The organism is Vitreimonas sp. (assembly GCF_035627415.1).
Taxonomy (GTDB): Bacteria; Pseudomonadota; Alphaproteobacteria; order Caulobacterales; family Aquidulcibacteraceae; genus Vitreimonas.
Genome location: NZ_DASPLU010000015.1, coordinates 1 through 13,908, shown reverse-complemented (window position 1 = coordinate 13,908; position 13,908 = coordinate 1). Strand labels below are relative to the sequence as shown.

General features: G+C 64.3%; 14 protein-coding genes and 1 pseudogene. 4 read left to right on the top strand and 11 right to left on the bottom strand.

Features of this window, described 5'->3' with window-relative positions; genetic code table 11:
• The 4 genes and pseudogenes from VEA80_RS10655 to rplJ form a co-directional block, all read right to left on the bottom strand.
• Positions 1 to 1,488, bottom strand: a pseudogene (locus VEA80_RS10655) (DNA-directed RNA polymerase subunit beta'); the annotation flags it as partial.
• Positions 1,489 to 1,649: 161 nt separating this feature from the next.
• On the bottom strand, positions 1,650 to 5,744 hold the full coding sequence (gene rpoB, locus VEA80_RS10650; protein WP_325060717.1) for a DNA-directed RNA polymerase subunit beta: 4,095 nt from the start codon (positions 5,742 to 5,744) through the stop codon (positions 1,650 to 1,652).
• Between the two features lie 251 nt (positions 5,745 to 5,995).
• Positions 5,996 to 6,373, bottom strand: a complete 378-nt coding sequence (rplL, locus tag VEA80_RS10645) for a 50S ribosomal protein L7/L12 (RefSeq protein ID WP_325060716.1) — start codon at positions 6,371 to 6,373, stop codon at positions 5,996 to 5,998.
• Between the two features lie 54 nt (positions 6,374 to 6,427).
• Entirely contained in the window at positions 6,428 to 6,943 is a 516-nt protein-coding gene (rplJ, locus tag VEA80_RS10640) for a 50S ribosomal protein L10 (RefSeq protein WP_325060715.1), read from the bottom strand.
• Between the two features lie 450 nt (positions 6,944 to 7,393).
• Between rplJ and VEA80_RS10635 the strand changes: the two genes are divergently transcribed.
• The 3 genes from VEA80_RS10635 to VEA80_RS20550 are packed head-to-tail and all read left to right on the top strand — an operon-like array spanning position 7,394 to position 7,892.
• Complete coding sequence (locus VEA80_RS10635; protein ID WP_325060714.1) at positions 7,394 to 7,612, top strand: hypothetical protein; 219 nt, start codon at positions 7,394 to 7,396, stop codon at positions 7,610 to 7,612.
• A gap of 2 nt (positions 7,613 to 7,614) precedes the next feature.
• Entirely contained in the window at positions 7,615 to 7,839 is a 225-nt protein-coding gene (locus VEA80_RS20555; protein WP_414731506.1) for a type II toxin-antitoxin system RelE/ParE family toxin, read from the top strand.
• Positions 7,818 to 7,892, top strand: a complete 75-nt coding sequence (locus tag VEA80_RS20550) for a hypothetical protein (protein ID WP_414731507.1) — start codon at positions 7,818 to 7,820, stop codon at positions 7,890 to 7,892. Before VEA80_RS20555 ends, VEA80_RS20550 begins: the two co-directional genes overlap by 22 nt.
• On the opposite strand, the gene VEA80_RS10630 is transcribed toward VEA80_RS20550, so the two are convergent.
• From VEA80_RS10630 to VEA80_RS10620, 3 genes are read right to left on the bottom strand one after another with little or no spacing between them, the layout of a single operon-like run.
• Positions 7,889 to 8,191: a transcriptional regulator gene (locus tag VEA80_RS10630; protein ID WP_325060713.1), complete on the bottom strand. Its 303-nt coding sequence runs from the start codon at positions 8,189 to 8,191 to the stop codon at positions 7,889 to 7,891. The two genes, VEA80_RS20550 and VEA80_RS10630, sit on opposite strands and share 4 nt — an antisense overlap.
• A 6-nt stretch (positions 8,192 to 8,197) precedes the next feature.
• Complete coding sequence (locus tag VEA80_RS10625) at positions 8,198 to 8,824, bottom strand: hypothetical protein (RefSeq protein ID WP_325060712.1); 627 nt, start codon at positions 8,822 to 8,824, stop codon at positions 8,198 to 8,200.
• Positions 8,825 to 8,833: 9 nt separating this feature from the next.
• Positions 8,834 to 10,066, bottom strand: a complete 1,233-nt coding sequence (locus VEA80_RS10620; protein WP_325060711.1) for an acyltransferase family protein — start codon at positions 10,064 to 10,066, stop codon at positions 8,834 to 8,836.
• Between the two features lie 197 nt (positions 10,067 to 10,263).
• Here VEA80_RS10620 and VEA80_RS10615 point away from each other — a divergent pair, with 197 nt between their 5' ends.
• Positions 10,264 to 11,400, top strand: coding sequence for an acyltransferase (locus tag VEA80_RS10615; protein ID WP_325060710.1), 1,137 nt, complete (start codon positions 10,264 to 10,266; stop codon positions 11,398 to 11,400).
• On the opposite strand, the gene VEA80_RS10610 is transcribed toward VEA80_RS10615, so the two are convergent.
• The 4 genes from VEA80_RS10610 to rplA all read right to left on the bottom strand — a co-directional run bounded on the left by VEA80_RS10610 (position 11,397) and on the right by rplA (position 13,868).
• Entirely contained in the window at positions 11,397 to 11,582 is a 186-nt protein-coding gene (locus VEA80_RS10610) for a hypothetical protein (protein ID WP_325060709.1), read from the bottom strand. The two genes, VEA80_RS10615 and VEA80_RS10610, sit on opposite strands and share 4 nt — an antisense overlap.
• Entirely contained in the window at positions 11,579 to 12,325 is a 747-nt protein-coding gene (gene map / locus VEA80_RS10605) for a type I methionyl aminopeptidase (protein ID WP_325060708.1), read from the bottom strand. The genes VEA80_RS10610 and map overlap by 4 nt, the downstream gene beginning before the upstream one ends.
• A gap of 73 nt (positions 12,326 to 12,398) precedes the next feature.
• Complete coding sequence (locus VEA80_RS10600; RefSeq protein WP_325060707.1) at positions 12,399 to 13,082, bottom strand: hypothetical protein; 684 nt, start codon at positions 13,080 to 13,082, stop codon at positions 12,399 to 12,401.
• 78 nt (positions 13,083 to 13,160) lie between these two features.
• A complete protein-coding gene (rplA, locus tag VEA80_RS10595) occupies positions 13,161 to 13,868 on the bottom strand; it encodes a 50S ribosomal protein L1 (RefSeq protein ID WP_325060706.1) in 708 nt (235 codons plus the stop codon).
• Positions 13,869 to 13,908: the final 40 nt, after the last annotated feature.

Genomic DNA, 13,908 nt, shown 5'->3' with positions numbered 1-13,908 from the left:
TGGGCTGAGGATGTTGTTGGTCGACATCATCAGCACACGGGCTTCCAGCTGCGCTTCCAGCGACAGCGGCACGTGCACGGCCATCTGGTCGCCGTCGAAGTCGGCGTTGAACGCGGCGCAGACCAGCGGGTGCAGCTGGATCGCCTTGCCTTCGATCAGCTTCGGCTCGAACGCCTGGATGCCGAGGCGGTGCAACGTCGGCGCGCGGTTCAAGAGAACCGGGTGCTCGCGGATGACCTCCTCGAGCACATCCCAAACTTCCGGACGCTCTTTTTCCACCATACGGCGCGACTGCTTCACGGTGCCGGAGAGGCCCTTGATGTCGAGGCGCGCATAGATGAAGGGCTTGAACAGTTCGAGCGCCATCTTCTTCGGCAGACCGCACTGGTGCAGCTTCAGGTCCGGACCGACGACGATGACCGAACGGCCGGAATAGTCGACCCGCTTGCCCAGCAGGTTCTGGCGGAAGCGGCCTTGCTTGCCCTTCAGCATGTCGGCCAGCGACTTCAGCGGACGCTTGTTGGCGCCGGTGATGACCCGGCCGCGGCGGCCGTTGTCGAACAGCGCGTCGACCGCTTCCTGCAGCATCCGCTTTTCGTTGCGGATGATGATGTCCGGCGCGCGCAGCTCCATCAGCCGCTTCAGACGGTTGTTGCGGTTGATGACGCGGCGGTAGAGATCGTTCAGGTCCGACGTCGCGAAGCGGCCGCCATCAAGCGGCACCAGCGGGCGCAGTTCCGGCGGGATCACCGGCACCACCGTCAGAATCATCCATTCCGGCTTGTTGCCCGATCGGATGAACGCCTCGACCAGCTTCAGGCGCTTGGCCAGCTTCTTCGGCTTCAGCTCCGACGTGGACTCGGCGATTTCCTTGCGCAGCTGTTCGGCTTCCTTCTCGAGGTTGAGGCCCATCAGCAATTCGCGCACGGCCTCAGCGCCGATCGCGGCGGTGAAGCTGTCTTCGCCGTATTCGTCCTGCGCCTTGAGGTAATCCTCTTCGGTCAAGAGCTGCTTGGCTTCGAGCGGCGTCAGGCCCGGCTCGAGCACGATGTATTGTTCGAAGTAGAGGACCTTCTCGATGTCCTTCAGCGCCATGTCGAGCATCAACGCGATGCGGCTCGGCAGCGACTTCAGGAACCAGATGTGCGCGACGGGCGCTGCGAGCTCGATGTGGCCCATGCGCTCGCGGCGCACGCGCTGCAGCGTGACTTGGACACCGCACTTTTCGCAGATGATGTCCTTGTACTTCATGCGCTTGTACTTGCCGCACAAGCACTCGTAGTCCTTGATCGGACCGAAGATGCGGGCGCAGAACAGACCGTCGCGTTCCGGCTTGAACGTACGATAGTTGATCGTCTCGGGCTTCTTGATCTCGCCGAAGCTCCAGGACTTGATCTGCTCCGGGCTCGCGATCGAGATTTTGATCTGATCGAACACCGGCGCCGGCGGCTGATTGCCGAATGTGTTGTTGATCAGCTCTTGGTTCATTGCATTCATCGTCATCACCTACCGGTTCACTCCTCCCCCGCGTGCGGGGGAGGTCGCGAGCGAAGCGAGCGGGAGGGGGGAGTTGACAACTCGCCCCTCAGTCTCACGCTTCGCGCTCGACAGCTCCCCGCAAAGCGGGGAGCACGGGAGTTTCATTCCAATCACTCGGCCGCCTTCAGCCGCGTGCCGTCGACCAGCTCCACGTTGAGGCCCAGCGAGCGCATTTCCTTCACGAGCACGTTGAACGACTCGGGGATTCCCGCCTCGAACGTGTCGTGGCCGCGCGTGATCGCCTCATAGACCTTGGTCCGGCCGGCGACGTCGTCCGACTTCACCGTCAGCATTTCCTGGAGCGTGTACGCCGCGCCGTAAGCCTCGAGCGCCCACACTTCCATTTCGCCGAAGCGCTGACCGCCGAACTGCGCCTTGCCGCCCAGCGGCTGCTGGGTGACGAGCGAGTACGGACCGATCGAGCGGGCGTGGATCTTGTCGTCCACCAGGTGGTGCAGCTTCAGCATGTAGATGTAGCCGACCGTGACCGACCGCTTGAACTGTTCGCCGGTCTGGCCGTCGAACAGAGTCACCTGGCCCGTCTCGGAGAAGCCCGCGTCCTTCAGCATCGCGCGGATGTCGGAATCCTTGGCGCCGTCGAACACGGGCGTTGCGATCGGCACGCCCTTTTCGATGTTGTGCGCAAGCTCCTTCAACTCCTCGACGCTCTTCGGCAGCTCTTCCTTCGGGCCGTAGATGTCCCGCAGCTTGGCTTCGAGCGGCTTCTTGTCGCCGTCGCGCTCGAGCGTTTCGAGCGCAGCGCGCACCTGCTTGCCGATGCCGGCGCAGGCCCAGCCCAAGTGCGTTTCGAGGATCTGACCGACGTTCATCCGGCTCGGCACGCCGAGCGGATTGAGAACGATGTCGACATGCGTGCCGTCTTCCAGGAACGGCATGTCTTCGATCGGCGTGATCTTCGAAATGACGCCCTTGTTGCCGTGACGGCCGGCCATCTTGTCGCCCGGCTGCAGCTTGCGCTTCACCGCGACGAACACTTTGACCACCTTCATCACGCCCGGCGGCAGTTCGTCGCCGCGGGTGAGCTTGTCGACCTTGTCGGCGAAGCGCGCGTCGAGACGCTTCTTGGCGTCGTCGTACTGCTTCTTCAGCGCTTCGATCTCGGTCATCGCCGCTTCGTCTTCGACGCCGAACTGCCAGAGCTGGCCTTTCGAGAACGGCTCGAGGCTTTCTGCGGTGATCTCACCCTTCTTGAAACCCTTTGGGCCCGTCGTCGCCGACTTGCCGATCAGGATTTCGTTGAGACGGCCGAAGATGTTGCGCTCGAGGATCGCGAGTTCGTCGTCGCGGTCCTTCGCCAGACGCTCGATCTCTTCCTTCTCGATCTGCAGCGCGCGCTGATCCTTGTCGACGCCGTGGCGGTTGAAAACGCGCACTTCGACAACGGTGCCGTTGACGCCGGGCGGCAGACGCAGAGACGTGTCGCGCACGTCGGAGGCCTTCTCGCCGAAGATGGCGCGCAGGAGCTTCTCTTCCGGCGTCATCGGGCTTTCGCCCTTCGGCGTCACCTTGCCGACGAGAATGTCGCCCGGCTCCAGTTCGGCGCCGATGGCGACAATGCCGGCTTCGTCGAGGTTGCGCAGCGCTTCCTCGCCGACGTTCGGGATGTCGCGGGTGATTTCTTCCGGGCCGAGCTTGGTGTCGCGGGCGGCGACTTCGAATTCTTCGATGTGGATCGAAGTGAACACGTCGTCCTTGACGATGCGTTCGCTGATCAGGATCGAGTCCTCGAAGTTGTAGCCGTTCCACGGCATGAACGCGACCAGCACGTTGCGGCCGAGCGCCAGTTCGCCGAGCTCGGTCGACGGGCCGTCGGCGATGATGTCGTCGGCGCGGACCACGTCGCCCACGCGCACGATCGGACGCTGGGTGATGCAGGTGTTCTGGTTCGAACGCTGGAACTTCAGCAGACGATAGATATCGACGCCAGGCTTGGCCGGGTCCTTCTCTTCCGTCGCGCGGATGACGATACGCTGGCTGTCCACCTGCTCCACGACGCCGGTGCGGCGCGCGGTGATGGCTGCGCCGGAATCGCGCGCGACCGTGCCTTCCATGCCCGTGCCGACGATCGGCGCATCTGCGCGCAGCAGCGGCACCGCTTGGCGTTGCATGTTCGAGCCCATGAGCGCGCGGTTGGCGTCGTCGTTCTCGAGGAACGGGATCAGCGCCGCGGCGACCGAAACGACCTGCTTCGGCGACACATCCATGAGATCGATTTCTTCGCGCGCAATCAGCTGCGCTTCACCGTTCTCGCGCGCTTGCACGAGGTCCTCGGTCAGATTGCCCTTCTGATCGATCTCGGCGTTGGCCTGGGCGATCTTGTGTTTCGCCTCCTCCATCGCCGACAGGTACATGATCTCGCCCGAGGGCTTGCCGTTCGAGACCTTGCGGTACGGGCTTTCGATGAAGCCGTACTTGTTGACGCGCGCGTGCGTCGCCAGCGAGTTGATCAGACCGATGTTCGGGCCTTCCGGCGTTTCGATCGGGCAGATGCGGCCATAGTGCGTCGGGTGCACGTCGCGGACTTCGAAGCCCGCGCGCTCGCGCGTCAGACCGCCCGGGCCCAGCGCCGAGAGACGCCGCTTGTGCGTGATCTCGGAGAGTGGGTTGGTCTGGTCCATGAACTGCGAGAGCTGCGAGGAGCCGAAGAACTCGCGCACCGCCGCCGCCGCGGGCTTGGCGTTGATCAGGTCGTGCGGCATCACCGTCTCGATGTCGACGGAGCTCATGCGTTCCTTGATCGCGCGCTCCATGCGCAGGAGGCCGATGCGGTATTGGTTCTCCATCAGCTCGCCGACCGAGCGCACCCGGCGGTTGCCGAGATTGTCGATGTCGTCGACTTCGCCGCGGCCGTCGCGCAGATCGCTCAGCGTCTTCAGCACTTCGAGGATGTCCTCGAGGCGCAGAATGCGGACCGAGTCGTCCGTATCGAGGCCGAGGCGCATGTTCATCTTCACGCGGCCGACGGCCGAGAGATCGTAGCGCTCCGAATCGGAGAACAGGCCGGCGAACAGCGCTTCCGCCGTTTCGATCGTCGGCGGCTCGCCCGGACGCATGACACGGTAGATGTCGAACAGCGCTTGCTCGCGGTTCTCGTTCTTGTCGAGCTTCAGCGTGTTGCGGATGTAAGGGCCGACCGTCGCCGGATCGATGTCCAGGATCGGCAGTTCGTCGATGCCCGCTTCGATCAGCGTCGCCAGCACGGCTTCGCTCAGCGCGTCGCCGGCTTCGACGTAGATCTCGCCCGTTTCCGGGTTGACGATGTCTTCGGCGATGTAGCGGTCGAACAGGTCTTCCGACGGCACCTGAATGTCGATGACTCCGTCCTCGACCAACTTGTTGGCGATACGGGCCGAAATCTTCTTGCCCGCTTCGGCGACGACCTTGCCGGTCTTCGCGTCGACCAGATCATAGGTCGGCTTCACGCCGCGCCAGCGTTCGGCGCGATAGCGCGTCGTCCAGCCCGCGCGAGTGCGCTTGTAGACCGACGATTGATAGAACGTGCTGAGAATCTGTTCGCTCGACATGCCGAGCGCATAGAGCAGCGTCGTCGCCGGCAACTTGCGCTTGCGGTCGATGCGGACGAACAGGATGTCCTTGGCGTCGAATTCGAAGTCGAGCCAGGAGCCGCGGTACGGGATCACGCGCGCGGCAAACAAGAGCTTGCCCGAAGCGTGCGTCTTGCCCTTGTCGTGATCGAAGAAGACGCCCGGCGAGCGGTGCATCTGGCTGACGATGACGCGCTCGGTGCCGTTCACGACGAACGTGCCTTTGTCCGTCATCAGCGGGATGTCGCCCAGATAGACGTCCTGCTCCTTGATGTCCTTCACGGACTTCGCGCCGGTCTCTTCATCCGTTTCGAAGACGATGAGGCGCAGCTTCACTTTCAGCGGCGCGGCGAACGTCATGTCGCGCTGCTGGCATTCTTCGACGTCGAACTTCGGCTCTTCGAATTCGTACGAGACGTATTCGAGCACCGCGCGGTCCGAGAAATCGCGGATCGGGAACACCGACTTGAACACAGCCTGCAGGCCTTCGTCGGTCCGCTCGTACGAGCGCGCGTCCTTCTGCAGGAATTGATCGTAGGAGCTCTTTTGCACCTCGATCAGGTTCGGCATCCGCCCCGCTTCCGGGATCTTGCCGAACGACTTACGGATTTTCTTCTTACCGGTGTACGACAGAGTCATCTGGTCTCGTCTTCCCATGCGCTCCCCGCGCTAACTTGCGAACCTCCGGCCATAAGGTTCGCCAGCGCGGGCAGCATGAGCCGCCTTTGTCCGCCCTGGCCTCACGAGAACCCCCGTGAGCCGACCCTTCGTTCGAAACGCCGTGGGCGGGACGGCGCTCCGACGCGCCTCAGGAGAACCCCGGGCACGCAAGTGCGGAAGCCGCGGCCGCTCCCGGAGGAACAGCCGTGCTTCCGCGTCATGTTTGCGAGTTACTTCAGATCGACCTTGGCGCCCGCCTTTTCAAGTTGAGCCTTGAACTTTTCGGCATCGGCCTTGTTCACGCCCTCCTTCACAGGCTTCGGCGCGCCTTCGACCAGGTCCTTGGCTTCCTTGAGGCCAAGGCCGGTGATCGCGCGCACTTCCTTGATGACTTCGATCTTCTTGTCGCCGGCGCTGGTGAGCTGGACCGTGAACTCGGTCTTCTCTTCAGCCGGCGCAGCGCCCGCGGCGGCGCCCGGAGCGGCCGCGACCGCCACCGGAGCGGCGGCGGAAACGCCCCACTTCTCTTCCAGCATCTTCGACAGCTCGGCGGCTTCGAGGACGGTCAGCGCCGAAAGGTCTTCCACGATCTTGTTGAGGTCTGCCATGATTTCTGTTCCTGACGTTTTGTACGTGTTTTCAACGAAATACGGATGTGACGATTAAGCGGCGTCCTTGGTGGCGTAGGCGTTGAGCACGCGCGCCAGCTGGCCGCCGGGCGCTGCGAGCACGCCGGCGATCTTCGTCGCGGGCGCCTGCACCAGACCAATGATCTTCCCACGCAGCTCGTCGAGCGAAGGCAGCGTGGCCAAAGCCTGCACGCCTTGCTTGTCGAGCAGCTGGTCGCCGAAAAGGCCGCCGAGGATGGCGAACTTCTCTTTTTCCTTCGCGTACGCGACGGCCACCTTGGCGGCGGTGATCGGGTCTGCGGAGTAGGCGATTGCCGTGGGGCCGGTGAACAGGTCGGCTGCGGACGCTTTCGGCGTATCCGCGATCGCCAGCTTCACCAGGCGGTTCTTCACCACTTTGAGCGCGCCGCCTTCAGAGCGAAGGCGGGTGCGCAGCACCGTCAGATCCGCAACAGTCAGACCGGAATAGTGGCCGACGACCACCACACCGGCCCCGGCGAACACGCCTTTCAGCGATTCCACCGTTTCGGCCTTCTGAGCACGATCCATTGCGGTCTCCTCAGTTGGGCCGCCGGCCAATCCGGCGCCCCAAGAGCGCACGCGGACCAGCCGGCCGGCGGAAAGACCCCCGGAGCGGCGCGCGGTCCACGCGCTGCCTGTCCCAGGAGCCGGCCTGCGGGACCGGACTTGACATCCGACCCCGAAAAACGTCAGCTTCTGTCTATTGCGGGCCCCGAAAGCCGGCGATTAAGCCAGAGCTTTCAAAGATTTAAGCCACGCACAAAGCGCCCTCTCGGGCCACCCGTGTGCACGGCGCCTGCAGTCTCGGACAGGATCGACGGGCTGTTAACCCGCCGGACCGCGGCATATGCCCGGTTTATTCACGCCCCGCAAGCCCGGCAGGCACAATTCTCTGCGTCTGGCAAGCGGGCGCCGCATAGTGCGGTGCGGGAGGCACAGGTTTGACGACCGCCTCCCCGTTTCGTGCTAAGCTGCTTTATGACCAGGATCGAACAGGCCATCAAAGCGCTCGAAGAACTGCCGGAAACGCAACAGGAAGAGGTCGCCGACCTAATCTTGACGTATGTCGCCAACAACGACACCGCCCCATCCGCTCTAACCGACGAACAATGGGCCGAAGTGCGCAGACGCCAAGCTCGCGGCTTCAAACCGGCTGACCCGGCTCGTCTTGATCAGATCATCGATCGGCTGAAATAGCTGTGCAGGTCGTTTGGGATGACGGGGCCCTTGACGACCTAGAGTCCATCGGCGCATTCATCGCCAGGGACAACCCGCGCACCGCACGGCGCATTGTCGAATTCCTGCGAGACAAGGCCTCGTTGCTCGCGACATTCCCTTATCTTGGCGTTACGATTTCAACGCGGAGCACACCCGTACTCTCATCGTGCCGCGCTAGCCGTACGTGCTGGTTTATCAGGTACTGAACGACGAAATCCGCATTCTCGCGGTGTTTCACCAGAGTCAGGACCGCCCCTAGCGCCCGTCGCCCACCAGCTTCGCGATCGCTTCCAGATACGCCGCGAACGCTTGGCGGCCCGCATCCGTCATCCGCACCCGCGTCAGCGGCTTGCGATCGAGAAAGCTCTTGTCGATCGAGACGTAACCCGCCTCCTCGAGCTTACGCAGATGCACCGAAAGATTGCCCTGCGTGACGTCGAGCAGGGTCTTCAATTCAGTGAAGTCCGCGACCTCGGCTTCGGCCAGATACGCCATCACCCCCAGGCGCACGCGCCCGTGGATCACGTCATCCAGCTTGCCGATGTCGAACGAAGCCATGCGCGCTCAGGCGGACTGCTTTGCGGCGCCGCGCCAGATCACCCAGCCAGGGATCGCCATGCACACGATCAGGGCGACGCCCAGCACCAGCAGATAGACGCCAATGTCCGCGAACACGGCGACGCCAAGCGCAACCGTCGTCGCAAACCATCCGAGCGCCACCAGCCCCAGCCAAGCGCGCCGCAGGATCGCCCAGGCGACGTACCAGGCGACGCCCTGAATCATGCACACGACGATCGGATGATAGAGCCAGAGCCCGAAGTCCTCTGCCTTGCTGGCGCCGTAGGCGAACACCAGCGCCATCACCAGATTGGCGAGACCCGCGCCTTGAAACACCGCGCCGAGCGCCCGCGCCGAAGGCCCGCCGGTAGGCTTCTTGCGGTCCTTCCAGATGATGATGCCGAGAATCACGCAGAACAGCAGCGTCGGCAGCAACGAAATCGCCAGCGCGATCAGGCCTTCGCTCGGAACGAAGCCCAGGGTCTGCAGCCAATGCAGGATGCATTGGCCGCCATAGAGCGCGCCGGCCCAGGTGAACGCTTCGCCGATCGTCGACTGCATCGCCACGCCGCCGCTGACCAGCGAACGCATGTAAGCGAGATCGTCGCGTGCGGACTGAAGATCGGTTGCCATGCTCATCTCCTACTCCGCCGCCGCGAGCGCCGCTTGCGGCTTGGCGCGGACCGGCTTCTCGCGCTTACCGTTGAGAATCGCGCCGATCCAAGAATAGCGCACCAGCAGCTGATAGCTCGCCAGCATGATGACGAAACCAACGGCCAGCATCAGCGGATACTTCACGAACCAGGGCCCCGGATACGGCGCGATCAAGGTTTGCAACGCGATCAGGATCGGCAGGTGGACGATGTAGATCCAATACGACGCGTCCGCGAGATAGCGCCGCGCCGGGCTGTGCCCCGAGAGGTGGCGCACCGCAAAGCCGATGATCGCGATCGTCCAGGCCCAGCAGGCGAAGGCGTAAAGCGCAGCGTAGCCAAGCGTGCGCAAATCCTGCGTCGCCGCGGTGAAGTCCTGCGCCGAGGCGGTGAAGACCGGCGTCACGCCAAGCATCACCAGGCACCCCGCCGTCGCGCCGATCGCCGGACCCACATAAAGGCCCCAACGTTCAGCCCACCGCTGCAACATCTCCGGCTGACGATTGAGCAGCCAGCCGAAGCCGAACGCGAGCCCGTAAATCACCATCGATGTCGAATTCGGGACGACGCCGGTGTCCGGCGTCGGAATGCCGAACCACATCATCCAACCCGGCGTGAAATAGAGCGCCGCCGCCATCGGGATCGCCAGCAGAGCCGGCGCCGCCGGCCCCGCCACGACACGCACCACAGGATCGACGACGCGGCCGCGCAGCCAGCCGCTGCGATCGATCAGATGAACGACGCCGCGCACAACGAGCGCGACCACATAGAAGATCAGCAGCACGTAGAGAAACCACAGGTGCAGGAACGGAAACGTCTCCGCCGTCAACGGCGGCGGCGGCGGGCCGTCCGGCAGCGTGCCGCCGTTCGCTTGCGCCGCGGCCCACAGCAGCGTCGCGATAAACGCCGTCAACACCAACGGCCAGAACATCGCCAACGGCTGCGCGATGCGCTTGGCGCGGTTCAGCAGGAAGCCGCCGACACCGAGCCGCTCCAGCAGCATGCGGCCGAAGAACCCAGCCAGCACGAAGAACACCGTCATCCGGAAAATGTGCAGCGTGAAGAACAGCACCGAGAGTTCGACGCTCCGGGCGCTGTCCATCACCAGCCAAACCTGCTGGCCCGGCAGAAACGAAAGGATGCCGTGAAAGACGACGCCGAGGATCAGCACCCCGCCCCGCACCGCGTCCAATGCGTGGAACCGCCCGTCTGTACCGCTCATCGCCAACTCCCGAACCAGAGCCTCCCGCTCGGCAGTGGTGTTACTAAACTAGTTTGTTTTGTCAACTTATTTATGACGATCCGCGCTCGGGACGCGCCTCTGGCGCGTGTAGTGTTAACCGGGGGCGCCGGACGTGCTTGTTTGCGACCGGCGCGTGCATCCGCACGCGGGCCGGGGGCCATCAGTCGGAAGATGCCGTGACCGCAACAGTCGGAGCGCCGCAGCGTGACTACTTCCTCGGACTCGACGCTCTAAGAGGCGCCGGCGCGCTGATCGTCATTACCGCACATATGCCGGATAAGACGCTGTTCAGGCTGATGCCCAGCGCGCACTTGGGCATCGACTTCTTCTTCATGCTGAGCGGCTTCGTCGTCGCCAACGCCTATCTGTCGAAGCTCGAACGCGGCATGGGGCTCTGGGATTTCACCCTCATTCGCCTGATCCGGCTTTATCCGCTTTATTTCCTAAGCACCGTTCTCGGCGCCGCTTTCTTCGCCGTGCTGCTGCTGAAGGGTTGGGCCGATTTCGGTTGGGGGCCATGGGCGGCCACGCTCGCCGCGAACCTGTTCTACATCCCGATCAATCCGAGCTGGGCCATCAGCGCGGGCGAAGTCTATCCGTTCAACGTGCCGGCCTGGACGCTGTTTTGGGAATTGGCGGCCAACACGGTGTTCGCGCTGCTGGCGCTGCGCATGCGCGGCTGGTTCCTGGCCGCGGTCGTGTTCAGCGGCCTCGTCATGATCAGCCTTTCGGCGATCAGTTACGGCAACCTGCATCAGGGCTGGGCGTGGGAGAATTTCCTGGGCGGCGGCAGCCGCGTATGGTTCGCGCTGTTTGCCGGCGTCGCGCTGCATCGACTCCACCGCCAAGGCAAGCTGCCGCGCATCGGCGGAACGATGCCGCTCGTTGCGCTGACGCCGTTCGCGGTGATGGCGCTCCCCGCCAGCGCGGAGCTGCGCCCGTACGTCGACGTCGCCGTCGCCGCCATCGTGCTGCCGGTGCTGGTGACGATCGCCGCCTACACGCGGCCGCGCCCCGGCTTCGAAACCGCCTTCAGCAGCTGGGCCGGACGCCTCTCCTATGGCGTCTACGTGTTGCAGATGCCGATCATCATGATCGTCGGCACAGCTTACGCCGTGCTGTTCGACGCGCCCTACGAGACTCTGGGCGTATTCGGCACCCTCGCGCTGATGGGCGCGGTCGTCGCAGCCGCGTGGGCCGCCGATCTCTGGTTCGACACGCCGGTGCGCAATGTGCTGCGCGCCTGGCATAAGGGCGTCAAACCGCGCGCGGCAGCTGAAGCTGCGGCGAATTCGTCCGAAGCGCGGCCTTAACCGCCGAGCGGCGCGCCGAGAATCCGAAACAGGATGTCGACTGTCGCCACCCAGACGCCCGCGAGCCATCCCGCCAGCGCCCGCGCCATCGCCTCCTGCAGCAGCAGCACCGACGCGAACACAATGAGGATCAGCGCTGCGACGAACCGCCAGCCATGGCGCGGCGGCTCGTGCGTTCTCACGCGGCGGTCAACACGATCGCGCCGCGCCTGGTAGCGACGAGCGTGTGTTCGAATTGCACCGTAGGACGGCCCGTATCGGCGCGCAGCGTCCATTCGTCGTCGCCTTCGACGGCCCACTCCGAACCCATCGAAAGGAACGGCTCGATCGTGAACACGAGCCCCTCGCCGATCCGTCGCCGCTCGCCCGGCTCATGCCAGGTCGGAATCGAGCCCGGCTCCTCGTGCAGCCCGCGGCCGACGCCGTGGCTCGCGAGATTGCGGATCAAAGTATAGCCGTTCTGATCGGCGAACTTCTGCACCGCATTGCCAATGTCGCCGAGCCTGGCGCCCGCACGCACGCTGTTTACGCCCGCCCACATCGCCCTTTTGCCGTCGCGCGCGAGGCGTTCGAGCTTCGCCGCCTTGGGGGCCATCACGAAGCTCGACCCGGTGTCGGCGAAATAGCCGTCCTTCTCGGCCGAAACGTCGATGTTGACGAGATCGCCCGCCTTCAGCACGCGGTCGCCTGGGATGCCGTGGGCGATATCGGGAAACACCGAGATGCAAGTGGCGCCCGGGAAATTGTAGGTCAGCGCCGGCGCCGGCCGCGCCCCTTCCGCTTCGAGCAGCTTCGCGCCGATCTCGTCCAGCTCCCGCGTCGTCATCCCCGGTTCGAGCGCCTTGCCCATCGCTTGGAGCGTGCGCGCCACGACCGCGCCGATCCGCTTCAGCGCTTGAAGGTCGTTGTCGTTGTCGATCGTCATGGCGCGACCATAGCGCGTCGCGCCGCCCCGCGCCCGCCAAATCGGCAGCCTGGTGGCGCCAGGAACCGCCCGCCTAAGCCATGCCGACCGTTCCCGTGTCGAGCTTCGACATCGGGATCGCCGCTTCCATATAGAGGCGCACAATGTCGAGCCGCGTCATCGGCGCGCCGACACGCATGTCCGGCGCCTCGCCCGCGGCGAACACCGCGAAGTGCTGCGCAACGGCGCCGAACACCAGCATCAGCTTCGAGGGATCGAGCTCGAGATCGAGGAAAAATTGCTTCAGCGTTGGGCCATGCTTGCGAACGGCGTCGATCGGCCGTTCGCTCAGCTGGTACGCGGGATCGATGCGCGGCAGGCCGAACATCGCCCCGCCCACGCCCTGCGAGGTGCGCCGCGCGATCTCCAACACGTCGAGCTTTGCGGCGACGTCCGGATCGCGCGCCGCGCTGGCGGCGAGATTCCAGAACGACAAGAACTTCTCATTGCCCTCCAGCAAACACGCATTGATCGCATCGCCGAAGAAATAACGCTGGCCGTCGCTGGTCTTCACCTCGAGCAGCGTCATGTCCGTCGTCGGGATGACGCCCGCGATCATCATGGCGCGCGCCTGGATTTGCGCGAAGATCCCAGCCCAGGCGCCGAGTGCGCTAACCGCGTTCGCCGCATGCAGCACACCGCGCTCGTCGCGGTACTGCATGAGCAGATATCCGCCCACCTGGGCGACGGCGCTGTCGACGATCCGATCCGGCTGCATCCCTCTCGCCTAGCATGGCCCAAACAAAAACGCCCCGGCTTTCACCGGGGCGCTTCGTGTTCTTGCGAACGTCGGTGCTTAGCCCTGCGCCGCGTTCAGCGCCGCGGCCGGATCGAGCCGGACGCCCGGACCCATCGTCGTCGAGATGGCCAGCTTTTTCACGAACGTGCCTTTCGCGCCCGAGGGCTTCGCCTTCGAGACGGCGTCGATGAATGCTTTCACGTTCTGCGTGATCTGCTCTTCGGTGAAGCTCGCCTTCCCGACGCCGGCGTGGACGATGCCCGCCTTCTCGACGCGGAATTCGACCGCGCCGCCCTTGGCGTCCGCGACCGCTTTCTTCACGTCCATGGTGACGGTGCCGACCTTCGGGTTCGGCATCAGGCCGCGCGGGCCCAGCACCGTACCCAGCTTGCCGACCACGCGCATCGCGTCCGGCGTGGCGATGACCACATCGTAGTTGATGTCGCCTGCCAGCATCTTCTCGGCCAGGTCGTCCATACCTACAGCTTCTGCACCTGCGGCAGCGGCTTCATCGGCCTTGGCGCCGGCGGGGGCGAACACCGCCACGCGGACGGACTTGCCGGTACCGGCGGGCAGCACGGTGGAACCGCGCACCTGCTGGTCGGACTTCTTGGCATCCACGCCCAGGCGCACGGCAACGTCGACGGACTCGACGAACTTGGCTTTCTGGGTGTTCTTGACGATCTTCAGCGCTTCTTCGATCGAATACGCTTTGCCCGGGGCTACCGCGGCCAAGATGGCTTTCTGTCGTTTTGTCTGTGCCATGGTATTAACCCTCCACCGTCAGGCCCATGCTGCGGGCAGA